The organism is Aquimarina rubra (assembly GCF_042684305.1).
Taxonomy (GTDB): domain Bacteria; phylum Bacteroidota; class Bacteroidia; order Flavobacteriales; family Flavobacteriaceae; genus Aquimarina; species Aquimarina rubra.
Genome location: NZ_JBHULE010000002.1, coordinates 110,744 through 129,884, shown reverse-complemented (window position 1 = coordinate 129,884; position 19,141 = coordinate 110,744). Strand labels below are relative to the sequence as shown.

Below are 19,141 nucleotides of genomic sequence, written 5' to 3'. Positions count from 1 at the left end.
GATAAATATTAAGAAAACCGGAACATTTGTTCCGGTTTTTTATTTAAAAACTAAAAAGAATTCCCACGATAAAATTCTAATATTTTAACACGTAATAAATACTCATATTTAGCATTGGTAAGATTGGTTTTTGCATTATCCAAATTGTTTTTACTAGTGATATAGGCTATAAAGTTAGAAACTCCATTGTTAAAACGGATTTCATTAACGCGATAGGATTCTTCAAAAGCAGTTACTTGATTTTGTAGACTTTCATATCGATTAAATGCGGTTTGCATGTCAAAATGAACCTGTGCAATAGCATTTTTCACTTCCAGCGCTGTTCGTTCCAGTTCAATAAGGGATTCTTCAGCTTTTATCTTTTCGAGAGCTACATTATTTTTTGCTCTAAAGCCATTAAACAATGGAATGTCTACGGCAATTCCAACAACAGTGTTTAAGTTGTTATCAAACTGATCTAAATATTCAATATTTTCTCCAGTAAATTGTGTTTGATTGGTAAAAACAGAAATTTGGTCATTATTGACAGTCACAAAATCTCCCGTTTCTACAATATCAGAACCGGTTTCTGTAAATGTTTCCGCAACACTAGAATAGTTGGTGTTTACTTGTCCAAAAAATGAAATCTCCGGGATATATTGGGCTTTAGCAACCCTGATTCCTTTTTCAGCAGCTTTTGCTCTTAATTCTTTAGCTCTGAAAGTCGCTAAATTTTGCATGGCATCATTAAAAACATCCTCTGACGAAAGTGTGTACTTTTCAAAATCCAGTAAAATCGATGTTTTATCTATCAAAATATCCTGATGAATGTTCATAAGCCTTGTAAGACTTAGTTTAGCATTATTCAGGTCACTTTCTGCAATCAGTATGTTGGTTTCATCTATCGTTTTTTGACCTTTTATATCTGCATAATCTGCTGGATTTCCTACCTCTTCATTATACAAATCTTCCTGTTGCTTTAATTGCTTATTCGTCGCTATTAATCTTGTTTTAGCTAGCGCTAATACATCAGTTCTATTTAAAACCTGTAGATATGCTAAGGTTACATTCAATATCAATGTTTGTTTGGCTTCTTCTATTTCCATTTCAGATGCTTGCTTATTAAGTCGTTGTTGCCGTACTGTATTTAATATTCGGAAACCATTAAATATAGTAGCATCCAGATTCAATCTTGCATTAGAAAACGTTAGTTCTTGATTTATAAAATCATTGGTAAAGGGATCGATACTTCTTCCATTATTTACCCCAATATTATAATTACCATTCAGTGTTGGCAATATATTGGCTTTAGATTGATTATAATTTACTCGGGCTGTATTAGCATTCAGGATAGTGGATTTTAAATCGAGATTATTTTCTAAAGCAATCTCTATACATTGGGATAGAGAATATCTTTCTGTGCCTTTTCTTTGCGTAAATCCAATGAATGGTAAAAGAAAAGCACTGATATAAATTATTGATTTCAGTGACATGTTATTTTGGATTATTCAGAGACGATGCGACCGTCTAAAAGATTAATAATTCTCGAACCATAAGAAGCGTTATTCTCTGAGTGCGTAGCTTGTATGATTGTAACACCTTCTTTGTTTAATTCAGAAAATAATTCCATAATTTCAGTACTCTGTTTAGAATTTAGGTTTCCTGTAGGTTCATCAGCCAAAATCAATTTTGGTTTGGTAATTAATGCTCTGGCTATACCTACCAATTGTTGTTGTCCACCACTTAATTGTGAAGGAAATAAATCTTTTTTACCTACAATATTAAAACGATCCAATATGTCTGCTACCAAAGCTTTTCGTTCAGAGGATTTTACGTTTTTGTAGAGTAGGGGAGTTTCGATATTTTCATATACGGTTAATTCATCGATAAGGTGATATGCCTGAAACACAAAACCAATGTATTCTTTGTAAAGTTTAGACCGTTGCTTCTCTTTCATAGTATGAACAGCTTCATCTAAAAAGGTATAACTACCGTTGGTAAAATTATCCAGCATACCGATGCAGTTCAATAATGTAGATTTACCGGATCCTGATGGTCCCATTAATGAAATAAATTCTCCTTCAGTAACATTTAAATCGATACTATCGAGTAGTGCTATTTTATTGCTTCCAGAATTGATTACTCTCGAAGCATTGTTAAGTTGTAAGATCATAATTGTTTTTTGATAATGATGATTTATTTTAGCTTGACATGATTTAGGAAAATTACGTCAGTTTGAGTGCCCGCCTTAGGCGGATGTATCGAAAACCAGCCTATCTGTCGGATGGCGGGCAGGCAAGTGATTTTCATTTCAAAGCCTAATTTCGATACAATTTTTCTCCATTTGATTATGAAAAACCACTCAATTTGACGGCTTTTAATTATAGGCTAAATTATATCGAACTCATTTTGTTTTATATAAATATTACTGAATCTCAGTGATTTCTACTTCTCCTATATTAAGGCCTTTATCTATGGTGGCATTGCCTTTATAATAAAGCCTGGCTTCTCCAAATGCCGTAAGTTTAATACGATTGGATGCTTGAATTTTAAATTCAGCTTCTCCAAAAGCTTTCAATTTTGTGTTTTTATTATCTACACCCAGTAGGTTGGTAAAACTTTCGCCAAAAGCGGTGATTTTTTGATTTTCGATAGCTCCTTTTTTGATTTCTAAGGTACTGGCTCCATAGATATCCACATCCATATATTCAAAATTCACTTCGTTTAAAACAATTTGCGACTCTCCATAAATCCTTAGTTTAAAAGTTTCGGTTGCTATTTTACTTTTGCACAGCGCCGCTTGTTCTCCTCGTATGGATAGGGTTTTGAGCTGCTTGTAGTTCACTGTGATCGTTAGCACCTTTCCTTTATAAATAGGTACTTGTCTTTTAGTTCCATTGATAACTACTGTTTTATTTTTGGTAGTTTCCTTAGCATCATCCAAATACACTCGTAGTACGTTTGCTTTGACTTCAATATTTATTTTGTCTGCTGGTTCTGTACTGTCTTCAATGGTTACAGACTCTTCATTACTTTCTACAAAAGTTGCCTGGATATGTGGACTTATAATTACTTTTTCAAAAGGACTAACGGATTTGGTTGTTTGTGCTATGACTGTTTGAGTACTAGCTAATACTATAATTATGAGGATGAATTTTAGATGTTTCATGATGAATGTTTTTTATTGTTATTCGGTTTTTAGACTATTTACAGGATTAGCAATCGCGGCTTTGATCGTTTGAAAACTTAGTGTAATGATTGCAATGAGTAAAGTAATAATACCTGTGAGGGCAAAAACCCACCAGTTTAGTTGAATTCTAAAAGCAAAGTCTCTAAGCCAACTGCTCATAAACCACCACGCAATAGGTGTAGCAATACAAAAGGAAAATAAAATTAATTTTATAAAATCTTTAGAAAGTATTTGTACGATTAAAGCTGTAGAAGCTCCTAAAACTTTACGTATTCCGATTTCTTTAGTTCGTTGCTCAGCGATATAAGCAGCTAATCCGAATAACCCAAGCGCGGCAATAATAATGGCAAGAACTGTAAAGATTAACGCGATTGTTCCAATTCTTTTTTCTTGTCGATACATATCCAGAAAGAAATCATCTAGAAAGCTATAGCTAAAAGATATTTCTGAGGAAGCAGCTTCATATTTTTTTCGAATCTTACCAATGAAGCCTTCTACATCCATTGTATTAAATCGATACGCAGTTCTCCAACTATTATCACCTAATCTAAGACTTAAAGGACCTACATCTTGTCGTAGAGATTCAAAATTAAAGTTTTTTACTACTCCAATGATTGTATAGGTAATCTTATTATTGTTATCTCTGGTTTTATATAGTTTTTTACCAATTGGATTTTTGAAACCTGCTAGGGCAACAGCCTTTTCATTAAGGATAATTGCTGTAGAATCTGTTCCAAAAGAACGAGAAAAGTTTCTACCTGCAATGAGTTCCATGCCCATAGTTTCTATATATTCATAATCTGCGCTCCAATATTGCATATTAAAACCATTTTCTGCAGTGATTACGCTCTCGGTATTAAAGGTGGTGTCGGATCTTGCAGATTTGGATACTGGAATATATCCTGCAAAAGAAGCTGATTTTACCTCTGTTAGTTGTTCAATTTCTGATTTTAATGATTTTCTAGTTTCATTTGATAAACCAGAATTCTCTACAATGAGTACTTGATCTTTATTAAACCCTACATCTGTAGTTTGGATATGATTTAGTTGTTGATAAACTACAATAGTTCCAATGATTAGTATAATGGAAGTGGTGAACTGGAAAATAACTAAGAAATTTCTTAAGGTATTTTTGGTCATCCCTTTGGTCAAATTTCCCTTTAGCACAGTTATCGGTTGGAATTTAGAAAGAAAAAATGCGGGATATATTCCTGCTAAAGGACCTATAATGAATGGTAATGCAATAAGAAAAGCTAAAAATTGTGGACGTAACAATGCTTTTACAGAAATTTCTTTTCCTGCGATATTATTAAACCAATCTAAAGAAAGAAATACAAATAAAATAGCGATACCGTGTGCTATAACCACAATCAATGTAGACTCGCTTAGAAATTGAAGGATTAATGACTTTTTTCCTGTTCCCAGTACTTTACGAATGCCTACTTCTTTTGCTCTACCTGAAGATCGTGCTGTTGTAAGATTCATAAAATTAGTACAGGCAATAAGCAAAATAAATAAAGCAACTGCTGAAAAAATGTATACATATTTAATAGAACCATTAGCACTAAGTTCTACACTTCGAGAGGAGTGTAAATGAATATCCTTAATTGGAATCAATGAATATTCGATTTTATTACCCGAAGCTTCAATATCTTCCATACTTTTAATTTCGGTAAACTGAGAGATCTGCGGTAAAGAGTATTTTGCTATTACTTCTTTAAAGTTATTATTAAATTTTTTATAATCAGTTCCTTCTCTTAATACAATATATGTATGAAAATTATGGCTTAAATAATCTCCGAAACCGTAATTTACATTGGCCATAGATAATAAAACATCGAAACGAAAATGCGAGTTTTTAGGCATGTCTTCTATAATAGCTGTAACCTTATATAGTGTGTTACCATTACTATTTATTTCTAAAGTTTCTCCTATGGCGTTATCCACACTGCCAAAATACTTGATAGCTGCTTTTTCAGATATCACGACGGTATTTGGTGCCTGAAGAGCTGTTTTGGGGTTTCCTTTTATAACCGGAAATGTAAAAACATTAAAAAAAGTAGAGTCTACATAAGTAATAGCATATTCATCGATAAGTTCTGTTCCTTTTCTAATTAATTTAGACCCTTCAGAAGCATATATTCTTGTATACTCTTCAACTTCTGGGTAGTCTTTTTTTAGCGTAGCTCCCATTGGATCTGAACTCACTGCCATATGCATCTCTGTACCACCAAAGAGTATATCAGAATTAATTCTATAAATACGATCTGCTTTTTGATGAAACCGATCGTAGCTGATTTCATCAGTTACAAATAAAGCAATAAGAATAAAACATCCTATTCCTAACGAAAGTCCAATTGTATTAATAAAAGTAATCCCTTTGTTCTTAGTGAGATTTCTCCATGCTATTTTAAGATAATTTTTAAACATAATTATTCGTTTTGATCTACAAGAGGTAGGCAGATTAATGATTGCTTATACTTACTCGGTTTTTAGACTATTTACAGGATTAGCAATCGCAGCTTTAACTGCCTGAAAACTTACCGTTGCCAATGCGATGATAATTGCAACGAAGCCTGCAATGATGAAGACTAACCAGTTGATCTCTATTCTATAGGCAAAATCTTGCAACCAATTACTCATGGTTAGCCACGCTATAGGAACGGCAATTACTAATGATATTAAAACTAATTTTAAGAAATCTTTAGAAAGCAATTTTACAATACCCGTTACACTAGCCCCCAGTACTTTTCTTACTCCGATCTCTTTACTACGTTGTTCTGCAGTATATGCAGCTAATCCAAAAAGCCCTAAGCAAGAAATCAATATCGCTAGTAATGCAAATATCTGAGAAAGTTTACCGACTAATTGTTCGTTTTTGAATTTGGCATTAAACTCGTCATCAACAAAGGTGTATTCAAAAGGAAAAGCCGGAGTATGTTTTTTCATAACTTCTTCAACTCTCGATAAAGCCTCATTTATGGGAGTTCCTGCCTTCGTTTTTATAAACATATATCTGGCATAATACGGGTTATTGATAAACAATACCGGATCACTGGTATCATACATATCTCCATAAAGATAATCCTTCACCACTCCAATGATCTCATAATAATCTTCGCCACGACTTATCTTATTACCAATAACATTTTCAGTACCCATTAACTCTGCTAACGATTGAGAAACCATAACATTAGTACTATCAGCGTCTACATTTTTACCAAAACCTCTACCTTCTACAATTTCCATACCGGTTGTGTCAAAAAAACCTTCGGTTATATTTCTAAATGAAAGTAAAACTTCTTCTGTATCTGTACCTCCTTTCCACCTAAAACCGGAGCCGTTATTACCGGCAGACAAAATTTGAGAATTACACAGCGCTGCATTGTGAACGAAACCGGTTTTAATCAAATCTTGTTGAATTATATTAAACTTATTGATCATTTCGTCATTTACACGCATAGAAATCAACTGATCTTTATCATAACCAAGCTCTCTATTTTTTGCGTGTTGGATTTGTTGATATACGATGATAGTACAAATAATGAATACAATAGAAATTGTAAATTGTCCTACTACCAACCCTTTACGAATAAATGAAGCCGAGGCACTGGTAACTTTTATACCTTTTAGAACTTCTACCGGTTTAAAGGAGGATAAATAAAACGCGGGATACAGACCTGCAAATACTCCACAAATTATGGTAATACTTAATAACATGGTGACATGAAGCGGATTATTGAGACCTAATACCAGTTCTTTTTCGATTAAAAGATTGAATTGAGGTAACAGTAGTATTAATAATAAAACACTTACTAGTGAAGCAAAAAATGCCATCATAAGAGCTTCAGAAACAAACTGAACCATCAAACGCGAACGGCTAGATCCCATAGCTTTCCTGACACCAACCTCGTTAGCTCTTTTTTCACTTCTGGCTGTAGCCAGGTTCATAAAATTAATGCATGCTATTAATAATATGATTAATGCAATAATAGAGAAGAGGCGAACGTAAGTGATTCTTCCTCCAACTTTTTCTCCTCCTTCGAATTTTGATCTTAAATGCCAGTCTTTAATCGTGTGTAAAAAAGCATAGTCATCTGTAAACTCTGCTTTCTTTCCTATTAATTTCCTTACTTGAGCATCTACAGTTTCGAAATTTGCTTCTGGAGATAATTCTACAAAAGTATCAGAAAAATTACTTCCATATTCTGTCATCCACTCTGCGCCATCACGGTATCTTTCAAAAGGCGCTATCCAATCAAAAGAAAATGAAACATTTTTTGGAAGATTTTCAATTACACCAGTGATGAGGTAGTTGTCCTTATTACTCATCTTTACCGTTTTCCCTAATACTTTGGCATTCTCACCAAAAAGTTGTGCTGCAGTTTCTTTTGTCAAGACTATAGCTTCAGGATTATTAAAAGCATCGTTTATATTTCCTTCAATAAACTTTAAGCTAAAAATTTCTAAAAAATCAGCATCTGCATATCTACCTCTTCTATTAATGGCATTGTCTCCAACGGTAAAAAGACGTTCTTCAGAACTAGAGCGAGTTGCTTTGATGATACCGGGAATTTCATCTTTCATTGCCTGTGCCAAAGGACCTGGTGTAGAGTAAAATGTACGCCATTCTCCTTCGTAATTTTGATTAGTTGGCACGTAATAGACTTGGTCTTGCTTAGGGAAAGACTTGTTAAAACTAACTTCGTCTTCTACCCAGAGAAATATGAGACTAGCACAGGTAATACCAATGGCCAAACCAAAAATATTAAGAAAGCTGTAACCTTTATTTTTAAGTAAACTACGGAAGGCTATTTTTATATAATTGAAAATCATGACTGTTCGTTTTTTTGATCTGCCTGTGACAGACAGGTTGATTTGATTACTTATGTTGATTATATAGAGAAGATGATGCCGAATATTTAAATATTTGATAATCAATTATTTATTTTTTGTTTCAAAAATTAAAGTGTTCGGTTTTGATACACCTCTTGTTCGTAATCGAACACTTTAAAATCATGATTCTTTCTTCTGAAAATATAAGTATGTAACTGTGTTGAATCTTCAGTTTCGGTATCCTTATAATTGATACTGAAACAAGTTCAGTACTAGTTAATTTATTCTGTTTTCAAATTTTTAATTGGGTTAGCGGTTGCTGCTTTAATCGCTTGATAACTAATAGTAAGCAATGTGATGATGAGTAATACACCTATAGCTACGATAAATATCCACCAACTTATTTCTGTATGATATGCATAGTTCTGTAGCCAATTATTCATAAAATACCAAGCAACAGGCGAGGCTATAGCACCAGCTAATAGGATTAGTTTTAAAAAATCTTGTAGTACGATCGCTAAAATGTCTTTTACTTTTCCTCCCAGAATTTTTCTAATACCTATTTCTCTTGTTTTGCGAGCTAAAAAGAAAGAGATCAATCCATATAATCCTAAACAGCTAATAAAAATGGCTAAACCTGAGAATAGTTTTGTCATAGATAAAAAACGTTGCTCTTCTCTATATTGTGACGCTACTCTTTCATCTAAAAAGCTGTATTTATATACAAATTTAGGGAACACTTCTTTCCATCGATTTTCAATTGCTTGTAATTGAGTATTTATATCTTGCCCATCCATTTTTACAGCTAACTCATTATATGCACTTTTTTCTGGAGCTATAAAAACAGGACCAATACCACTTTGGAAATTTTGATCGTGAAAATTTGATATTACTCCAACTATAGTTGCTTTAATCGAACCTCTATTAGCTTCTAAGCTTTTTCCTATAAGTTCTTCATAAGAAGAAAGTCCCAGCTTTTCTGCAAATTTTTGATTGACTACAACTTCTGTGATAGAATCAGAGCTAAAAAAGTTACGTCCTGCTATTAATTTCAGATTAAAAGTATTCAGGTAATCTTTATCAGCAAGTTTAGCAGAGATCGAAAATTCTTCATATTGTGGTCTATTATGATATCGTATACTGGTTCCCCAGTCATTATATGCGGCTCCAGGACTTGATAAACATGCCGTAGTACTTGATACTCCCGGTATTTGATTCAATCGGTCTTTTAACCCCTTTAATTTTAATAACTCTATTTGTTCAGGGATTTCTAACATTACGATGGATTCTTTGTCAAAACCTAAATCAGAAGTAATAGCATAATTAACTTGCTTACCAATTACTATAGTGGCTACAATAAGCATAATGGAAATTGCAAATTGAGTGGTCACCAATACTTTTCTAGTTAATTTTCCTCCTGTATCCTTCTGCGTAAGTTTTCCTTTTAATGCTAAAGTTGGTAGAATTCTTGCCATAAGAATGCCAGGGTAACTTCCTGCAAAAAAAGAAACAACTATTAAGAGTAATGCCGCAAAACCAAGAACTTTGTACGTCCATAACGATTGTATAGTAAGCTGTAGCTGAAATAACTCGTTAAACTTAGGCAATACCATAAGAGCTATTGCTAACCCTATTAGTAAAGCAAAAAAGCTGATTAAAAATGTTTCTAATATAAATTGCCAAAACAAACTGTTTTTGCTAACTCCTAGTACTTTTCTGACTCCGATTTCTTTGGATCTGGAAAATGCTTGCGCTGTAGAAATATTAATAAAATTGATACAAGCAATAATAATTAAAAACATCCCAATCAATGAAAAGGTCCAAAGAAGATTTGCATTAATTCCTCCATATCTATGATCAAAATGGACATCTGATATTTTCTGAAGTTTGTATCTGTGGACATTTTTACTTTTTGAACGATACTTAGAGACCAAAGGAATCAATGTTTTTTCGATATGAGCGATATCTTGATTAGGTCTTAATAATGTATAACATTGCAAGCTACTCGTTATACCTCCCCAAGTTTTACTATAAGCGAAGGAACTGTAATTTTTTAAACTCTCATAAGAGACAAAAATATCCCCCTGAACCGTAGAATTAGTTGGTATATCCTTCAGTAATCCTATAACTTGGATGGTTTCTTTGTTTTCTAAAACAAATGTTTGTCCCAGAGCGGGATGATCACCAAACATTTTCTTAGCAAAACCTGTAGTGATATATGCTACATTAGGTTCAGTAAAGTCTCGATTACCGAGAGATTTTATTAAAGGAAAATTAAGAATCTGAAAAAAATCAGGTTCTGCAAAAACAACATCTTCTAATAAGCGATTATTTGAGTTATTGCCTATTCCATCTACCTGCCAATCCTGTCGAATAAAAATATTAGCTACTTTTTCAGCGTAATTAAAATCGGATTTAAATACTTCTGCAAAACCAGGTGGAACACTAGGTTCATACTCTATCTCGTCTTGATGTTCTTCAGTTACTACTCTGTGAATCCTATCTTCATTATGATGAAAATTATCAAACTGAAGATGATAATTTGCGTATAGAAATATTAAAATAGAACATCCAAATCCCAAGGCTAATCCCAAAATATTTATAAAGGAAAACACTTTTCGTTTCTGTAAATTTCTCCAAGCTATTTTTATATAATTCCTGATCATAATTGTTTACTTTTTTTGATCCACCGATGACGGACAGGTTTATACTGAAACAAGTTCAACACTAGTTGTTTATTCTGATTTTAAACTATCAATAGGATTTACAAATCCTGCTTTAATCGTGTGATAACTTATAGTGAGTAACGTTATTAAAATTGCTAGTGAACCACTTAATGCAAATACTTTCCAGGAAATAGAAATTCGATATGCATAATCCTGAAGCCAATTATCCATGACAAAATAAGACAAGGGTATCGCTATGATTATTGATATGACTACTAAAATTAAAAAGTGGGTTGTAAGTAGTTTAAAAAGATTTTTTATAGAAGCTCCTAAAACTTTTCGTATGCTTAACTCTTTTTTACGCTGTTCTACTAAAAAAGCGGATAATGCGAACAAGCCTAAACAAGCTACAAAAATAGATAATAAGGCAAAACTTACGATCAATTGTCTCATATGCTTTATATTGGAATACATTGTAGCGTACGATTCATCCATAAATGTGTATCTGAAATCAAGATTAGGCACAAAAGCTTTCCATTTATTTTCTATTGCTGTAAGCACTTCCGATATATTTTCAGTAGTTACTTTTATAGAAGTTATTGTAGTTTCATCACCATAAAACATGGCTAAGGATCCGACTTGTTGATGTAAGGATTCAAAATTAAAATCTTCTACAACCCCAATAATAGTATATGTCCTATTACCTCGAAGCATTTTTTTGCCGATAGGTTCCTCCATTCCAAATTTTTCGGCTAGTGTTTGATTAATTATTACGGATTCGTTTTCTATTGCTCGGTTTTTGTCGAAGTTTCTTCCTGAGGCAAGTTGCATTCCAAAAGTATCTAAATAATCTTCGTCTACGATCCAGGCTTGAGATGGCACACCATCTGCATTCATAACTTCTTTATTATAAAAAGTGTTACCATTACGTTTTGTTCCTTTTATGGGTAGATAATCACTATTACTAACATTTTCAACTCCTTGGATCTGTTTCATTTCGTTTGTAAACGTAGTAAGGCGATCTCCTAACATATTTACCCCATGAATTTGAAGGACTTGTTCTTTTTTAAACCCTACCTCTTTATTCAAAATAAAATCCATTTGATTATTAATAATCAGGGTGCTCACTATTAATACAATGGAAATAGTAAACTGAAATACAACCAAACTACTTCTTAAACTAGAAGATTTAGAACCTTTACTAATTTTCCCTTTTAAAACATTAATTGGAGTAAATTTTGAGAGGTAAAAAGCCGGGTAAATGCCTGCAAAAATTCCAACGAATAATGCTGCTAAGAATATAGTAGGGATAAAGAACCAAGTACTCCAAGGTAATGTCAGTGTTTTACCAGAAATTGTATTAAAAAGAGATAACCCAAGTATCGCTAGTAAAACACCTAAACCAAACGCAAATATTGTAATAACTATAGATTCTATTAAAAACTGGATAATAAGTTTTTTTCTACCAGAGCCTATTACTTTTCTAAGACCGACTTCTTTTGCTCTATTTGCCGATTTTGCGGTTGATAGATTAATGAAATTAATACAGGCTATTATTAAAATAAAAAGTGCAATAGCTCCAAGGATCCATACAAAACGAATATCTCCGTGTGTTTTTCCATCATGAATACCTTTAGAGCGAAGATGAATGTCGGCAAGTGGTTGTAAATCAAGATGAGAAGTGCGTAAAATGCGTTCAATCTTATCATATCCATCATTTTTAAATGCTTCTAAGATGTAATTATTTAGAATTACCTGTGTCATTCTATCTTCAAAGATCGTGACGTCTGTATCCGGTTTTAGTTGTATAAAGTTGAAATAATTATTTTGAGTCCATCGTGTTTGCTCTCCTTCTCCAAATTCTACTCCTTTTAGGGTTAACAAGAATTTGTAATCAAAGTTAGATGCTTTTGGGAAATCTTTATATACTCCTGTTATTTTATAAGGTTCGGACGTATCTCCATTTAGATACATAACTTGACCAATGGCGCTTTTATTTTTAAAAAACTTCTTTGCCTTGCTTTCTGAAATAATTATTGTTAATGGCTTAGTAAGCACAGAAGCGGCTTCCCCTTCAATCATTTCTAAATCAAAAATATCAACAATGGCTTGGTCGGCGTAAGCAAAATGTTCTTCGTGATATTGAGCTGGGTCTTCGTTAAGGCTTATTTCATTGCTTCCGGCTCCATACATTAATTCATTATCTAATACTCTTCCTGCGTTTTCTACTTCTTCAAATTCACGGTGAATAGTGCTTGCCATGAGAGCGGAGTGATGAGCTCCCCAACCTTCTACACCATCAAAATTCGCAAAATGGGTTAACCTATATATATGATCTCTATTAGGTATTTGCGTATCATAACTAGTTTCATCTACAATAAACAATGTTATTAGTAAACAAGCAGCCACACCAATACTTAACCCAACAATGTTAATAGTGCTAAAGACTTTATTTCTTAAAAGATTTCTCCAAGCTATTTTTATATAATTCCTGATCATAACTGTTCGTTTTTTTGATCTGCCTGTGACAGGCAGGTTGATTTGATTGATTTATTCTGTTCGTAATGAATCTACAGGGTTAGCTGTTACGGATTTAATAGCTTGAATGCTTATTGTAATAATCGTTATTATTAATGCCCCAGAACCTGCAATTAGAAATATGTTCCAGGAAATATCAGTTCTGTAAGAAAACTTTTGCAACCATTGACTCATGAAATAGTAAGCAATAGGACCTGCTATAAAGAGTGCAATAATTACGAGTTTAATAAAATCTTTAGAAAGTAACATCCATAAATTGCCTAAAGAAGCTCCAAGGATTTTTCGTACACCTATTTCTTTAGTGCGTTGTTCTGCCACAAAAGATGCTAATCCAAACAATCCCAGAAGACTTATAAATATAGCTAAGAGAGTAAAGACTTTTGCTAAACTTGCGATGCGCTCTTCTGCTCTGAATTTTTTAGCGTATTCCTGATCTATAAATTGATAGTCGAAAGGAAGGTTGGGAAAATTCTTTTTAAAAGTTTGTTCTACTAGTTCTAAACTACTGCTTACACTTTTATTAGGATGTAAACGTAAGTTGAAGAAACTTGCATTATTGTCTTTATCAAAAACATACATAGCTTGTTTTACCGGGCTATAAGGAGATTGAACAATCATATCTTTGATTACCCCAATAATTTGAAGTGGTTCATCGGGATCTTCGGTGTCTGAGTCTCTGATATATTTACCTATCGGATCTTGTAGACCCATATATTTTACTGCGGTTTCATTAAGAATTACTGCATTAGAATCAGAGGCAAATTCTCTAGAAAAACCTCTTCCGGCAAGCAACTCAATATCTAATGTCTTAGTAAATTCATAAGATACAGCTGTATACGCCAAATCTTCCTGAAAACCCTCTGGTTTTCCATCCCAGGTATATCCACCTCTATTTGACCAAACATTTGTAGTCGGACTACTGGTCGTTGCCATTTCTATAGCGGCACCAGAGGCGATGAATTGAGTTCGCATAAGATCAGCTTTCCCTATAAACTCATCACTCATAACCGGAATTTGTATCAATCCTTCTTTATTATATCCTACAGGTCTGTCTTTACTATGTTGTATTTGATTCATGACTACAAGTGTGCCTATAATAAGAGCGATAGAGACTGTAAACTGAGTAACTACTAATATTTTTCTGGGAACCGCTGCAAAACGACCTGCTTTAAAAGTTCCTTTTAAAACCGAAACAGGATTGAAAGAAGATAAGTAGAGTGCTGGGTAGCTACCTGCCAGAAATGCGGTTAGAATGATAAATACCAGAGAAACACTCCAAAACTGAAGACTTAACCAAGGAAAAACAATTTCTTTACTAGCTAAATTGTTGAAGCTATTAAGAAATAATAACACAATTGCGAGGGCTAAAACAAAAGAAAAAACGACAACCAGAAAAGATTCACTCAAAAATTGAAAAATCAATTGCCCTCTTTGAGAGCCTATTGATTTTCTGATACCAACTTCTGTAGCTCGTTTTTCTGATCGGGCGGTACTAAGATTTACAAAATTAATACAGGCAAGTAGCAAAACAAATAACCCGATAATACCAAATAACCAAACATTTTCGATACGTCCACCTGTTTGTACCCCGTTTTCAAAATTAGAGCGTAAATGCCAATCTTTCATAGGTAATAAAAACAACTGTGGATTAAATTCTGCTTCGTCTGCCGCAGCTTTTTTCTTGGCATCTTTTATTTTTGAGGAAACGATATCCATAGTGGTATTATCGTGAATCTGAACAAAAAGTTGAAACGAATTGTTTCCCCAGGAATCAGCTGACCTTTTTATCCATTCCTGAGTTGTTATATAGTGTTTCCAAGGAATGATATAATCTGTGTCATGAAAAGCATTGTTAACAGGAATATCTTGGTATACGGCGGTAACTAATAAATCATCTGTATTATTAACTTTGATAATTTTTCCAATTGGATTTGTCGATCCAAATAGTGTTTCTGCAGTGGATTTAGAAAGCATAATTGAGTTTTTTTCTTTCAATCCATATTTTTCGCCTTGAAGAATTTTAAGACTTAATACATCAGGAGCAGGTTCTTGCATAAAATTTCCTTCTCTATAAATGCTTTTTTTACCATATCTCAAGTATCTGGGTTGTGTCCAGGAAGACATCATGACATGCTTAAAATTGTCATTATAGTTTTCTCGCAGCTCAAATTCTAGAGGCCTGGGAATTGCAGGTCCTGTACCAATTTTACCATTAAATGTCTGACTTTGGAAAACTTGTGCAATTGTTGCTTTGCTTTCAAAGTAATTATTATAACTTAACTCATCTGTAATCCATAATCCTATCATTATGGTTACGGCCATACCCAAAGCAAGACCAGAAATATTGATAAAAGAGTATATTCTGTTTTTGAGAAGGTTTCTAAATGCTATTTTGATGTAATTCCTAAACATAACTATTGATTTACTGATTCGATTTTGATTGATGATGACCTCTATACTAATACGTTTTCGGTTACTTTTTGTCCGTCTAACATTCTGATAATTCGATGGCTATACTTAGCATCGTGCTCACTGTGTGTTACCATGATGATCGTAGTTCCAGCTTCGTTAAGTTCGATCAATAAATCCATCACTTCATTGCCATTGGTACTATCCAAGTTTCCTGTTGGCTCATCGGCTAGAATTAGTTTTGGATTATTAACTACTGCTCTGGCAACAGCAACTCGTTGTTGTTGTCCACCGGATAATTGCTGTGGAAAATGATTGCGTCTATGCATGATTTGCATTTTTTCTAAGACTTCTTCTACACGTTGTTTACGTTCTGCAGGTTTAACGCCTGTGTAGATTAATGGCAATTCTACATTTTCAAAAACTGTAAGCTCATCAATAAGATTAAAACTCTGGAAAACGAATCCTACATTATGCTTACGCAATTCTGATCTTTTACGCTCATTATATCCTGAAACTTCTTCGCCGTTAAACTTAAAACTTCCTCCATCGGAATCATCTAACAGTCCTAAGATGTTTAACAAAGTTGATTTTCCACAACCAGAAGGTCCCATGATCGCTACAAATTCACCTTCATTGACACTAAACGATAGTTTATTTAAAGCGATGGTTTGGACCTCTTCGGTACGGTAAAATTTTTCTAAGTCTGTTATTTGTATCATTGTATTCGATTTTTTTGATCCGCCTTAGGCGGACAGATTGATTTTTTATTTTAATATTAATTCTTCTGTATCTCCAAAACTGTCATAGCTAGAAGTTACTACTTGATCTCCAGGCAGCAAGCCTTCGATAACTTCGTAATATTCTGTGTTTTGACTTCCTAAGCGGATGTTTACTTTGTATGCAGTATTTCCACCTTCACTTATTTTAAAGATCCAATTACCACCTGTTTTCTGGAAAAACCCACCTTTAGGAATAAGTAAGGCTTGCTTCTCTGCACTTAGGGCTACGCGGATTTGTAGGTTTTGTCCTCTGCGAATTCCTTCCGGGACATCGCTTTCGAATTGCATATCTACCTGAAAACGTCCGTTAGTAACTTGAGTAAATACTTTTTTAATGATGAGCGTATAGGTTTTGTTATTAAAACTGAAGGTTCCTTTTTGACCGGTATAAATTCTGGAGATATAGTGTTCATCAATATCTACACGAACTTTGAATCCGCTTAGAACATCAATTTGCCCTAATCGCTCACCTTTGTTTTTCGATTGTCCGATTTCTGCATCTAATGAGGTTAACTGCCCATCTACCGGAGCGCGCACTACCAAATCACCTACTTTTTTACGCATTAATTCTAAGGCACTTTGTGTTCTTGCGTATGAGCTTTGTGCTTGACTAAGTTCTTGTTTGGTAGCAGAAGAATCCTGACTCAATACTTGTTTAGCCAATTGCATACGCTGTTTTTGATAGTTGTAATCGTTTTCAGAAGACTCATATTCCTGACGACCCACAGCTCCTTTTTGGTATAATTTTTTATTTAGTTCATAAAGACGTTTAGCTTCAATAAGACTGTTTTCTACATCAGTAAATTGATTACGTCGGTTTATGGTGTTTTGGCGCGCAGCATTTTGAGAAATCTGCATTTGTGTTAATAAATTATATACTGATGTTTCTTGATTGATCAAACTTAATTCCAGATCGGTATTGGATAGTCTTAGGATCGGTTCACCTTTTTTCATAATAGCACCATCTTCTACAAACTTTTCTTCTACTCTTCCGCCTTCTAGAGCATCAAGATAAATAGTGGTGATGGGTAATACAATTCCGTTTACCGGAATGTTTTCCTGAAACACATCTTTCTTAATAGTACTAATGGCGATACGCTCTTTTTCTACATTCAATTTAGAACCTCCAGAAGACTGTATGAATACAAACAGTATCAATGATAATATTGCTAAACCGCCTATCATCATTGCGATACGTGATTTTGAAAATTTCTTTTTTTGAATTGGAACGTCCATGTTTTGTCTTTTGGTTATTGATGCTAATTAGTTGATTTATTTAATTTTGTTTTCAAATTCTATTATAGATTTCCAAACATCTTTTATATACGGAACTACTACTTCTTCATTATAATCAATGTCTGTATTAATCATTAATATTTTTCCAATTTTGGTTTCCGGATTGAAATACATCATCGCCAAAGAACCTATACAAGAACCATTATGACCAATTAATAAATCTTTAGAACCTATAAAATCATTGTTGTACTCTACAAAAGTCCCAACATTTATTCTCCCACTTTTGTTTAAGTTATTCTCAAAACGTTTTTCAAAGAAGGTCTTGTAACTAGATTTATTTAATAAGCTTCCTTTTCCATCATATCCTTTCATTAGTTCTGCTAAATATTTGCTTAAATTTTCACTTGTAGTAAGTAGGCTTCCACTTGGATAAGATACAGCTTCGTAGTCTGCAATTTTTTGACCTTTATAAAGATAGAACTTAGAGCGTCTATCTGTATCAACTTCATTTAATTTCCAGGCAGAATCATTCATTTGCAGCGGTTCGAAAATATGTTTTTTAGTAAAATCTTTAAAAGACATTCCGGTGGCTTGTGCAATTATTAGCCCGCATAAATCAGCTCCAAAATTTGTGTACTCGAATGTTGATCCGGGCTTGTTTTTTGAAAAAGATTCGGGAGTATACCATTTTCCATCTTTTGAAAAACAGTCTTCTAGAAAACTAAGCATAGATGTTTTTTTGCCAGGATTTTGAAAGTGTGTAAAAGGAACTTCGTCTTTTTCGATTTTTTCGTTTTTAAGAAAATAACCTTTCAGATAATTTTCCTCATAATCTACAATAGAAGAAGAGTGTGTCGCTAATTGCAATATTGTAATAGGAGTATTAGGATAGTTAGGATTTGTAACGTCAAAAGGTAAATATTTATTAATAGGATCATTTAAATTAAGTTTTCCTAATTCTTGAGCTTTTAATAAAGAGATTCCTATAAAAGTTTTAGAAATAGATCCTACATTTTGAATCGTATTGTTTTGGTATTTTACTTTATTTTTAGCATCTGCAAATCCAAATCCATTATTATATAATACGTTGTTTTGATCAATGATAGCTACAGAAAAACCAACTAATTCTCCTTCTTTATTAGTGTTTTTAAGAATTGTAGTTAAAGAGTCTTTAGTTCTGGAATCTTCTCTTTTTATTAGATTTGGTTCTTTAGTGTTCTGCCCGCAAAATAAAGTTACTACACTTATTATTAGAATTAAAACTGACTTGCTCATTGTATGATGAATTATCTGGTTTATATTTTTAATCTTATTTCTGTACACCAATTACATAGTCAAGATAGTGCCAAAAACGTAAGTACTTGTTTTTCAGTGCTTAAATAGGTTTTTGAAGAAACAAAAGTGTTCGGTTTCGATACACTTTGTGTTCGGAAACAGTACATTTTATGATCCCGAAAACTTTTGATTTCTAATTTTTATATGATCAATATAATATTGTAATATTG

Annotated in this window: 11 protein-coding genes; all 11 read right to left on the bottom strand. The window is 33.3% G+C overall.

All coding sequences use genetic code 11. The annotated features are described in order from the left end of the window. Window positions 1–50: 50 nt before the first annotated feature. Window positions 51–1,472: a TolC family protein gene (locus tag ACFSR1_RS01145; RefSeq protein WP_378288801.1), complete on the bottom strand. Its 1,422-nt coding sequence runs from the start codon at window positions 1,470–1,472 to the stop codon at window positions 51–53. Between the two features lie 11 nt (window positions 1,473–1,483). Then, window positions 1,484–2,152 (bottom strand): ABC transporter ATP-binding protein, encoded by a 669-nt coding sequence (locus ACFSR1_RS01140; protein ID WP_378288799.1) that lies wholly within the window; start codon window positions 2,150–2,152, stop codon window positions 1,484–1,486. 252 nt (window positions 2,153–2,404) lie between these two features. After that, complete coding sequence (locus tag ACFSR1_RS01135) at window positions 2,405–3,148, bottom strand: GIN domain-containing protein (protein ID WP_378288797.1); 744 nt, start codon at window positions 3,146–3,148, stop codon at window positions 2,405–2,407. Window positions 3,149–3,166: 18 nt separating this feature from the next. Beyond that, complete coding sequence (locus ACFSR1_RS01130; protein WP_378288795.1) at window positions 3,167–5,599, bottom strand: ABC transporter permease; 2,433 nt, start codon at window positions 5,597–5,599, stop codon at window positions 3,167–3,169. 51 nt (window positions 5,600–5,650) lie between these two features. Next, complete coding sequence (locus ACFSR1_RS01125; protein WP_378288793.1) at window positions 5,651–8,005, bottom strand: ABC transporter permease; 2,355 nt, start codon at window positions 8,003–8,005, stop codon at window positions 5,651–5,653. A gap of 281 nt (window positions 8,006–8,286) precedes the next feature. Further along, complete coding sequence (locus ACFSR1_RS01120; protein ID WP_378288791.1) at window positions 8,287–10,671, bottom strand: ABC transporter permease; 2,385 nt, start codon at window positions 10,669–10,671, stop codon at window positions 8,287–8,289. Window positions 10,672–10,740: 69 nt separating this feature from the next. After that, window positions 10,741–13,170: an ABC transporter permease gene (locus ACFSR1_RS01115; RefSeq protein WP_378288789.1), complete on the bottom strand. Its 2,430-nt coding sequence runs from the start codon at window positions 13,168–13,170 to the stop codon at window positions 10,741–10,743. Between the two features lie 51 nt (window positions 13,171–13,221). Then, complete coding sequence (locus tag ACFSR1_RS01110; protein ID WP_378288788.1) at window positions 13,222–15,621, bottom strand: ABC transporter permease; 2,400 nt, start codon at window positions 15,619–15,621, stop codon at window positions 13,222–13,224. A gap of 41 nt (window positions 15,622–15,662) precedes the next feature. Then, the gene (locus ACFSR1_RS01105; RefSeq protein ID WP_378288786.1) at window positions 15,663–16,340 is read right to left on the bottom strand and encodes an ABC transporter ATP-binding protein; all 678 of its coding nucleotides are present in this window, start codon (window positions 16,338–16,340) and stop codon (window positions 15,663–15,665) included. 45 nt (window positions 16,341–16,385) lie between these two features. Beyond that, entirely contained in the window at window positions 16,386–17,636 is a 1,251-nt protein-coding gene (locus tag ACFSR1_RS01100; RefSeq protein ID WP_378288784.1) for an efflux RND transporter periplasmic adaptor subunit, read from the bottom strand. A 36-nt stretch (window positions 17,637–17,672) separates the two neighbouring features. After that, the gene (locus ACFSR1_RS01095) at window positions 17,673–18,911 is read right to left on the bottom strand and encodes a serine hydrolase domain-containing protein (protein ID WP_378288782.1); all 1,239 of its coding nucleotides are present in this window, start codon (window positions 18,909–18,911) and stop codon (window positions 17,673–17,675) included. Window positions 18,912–19,141 lie beyond the last annotated feature (230 nt).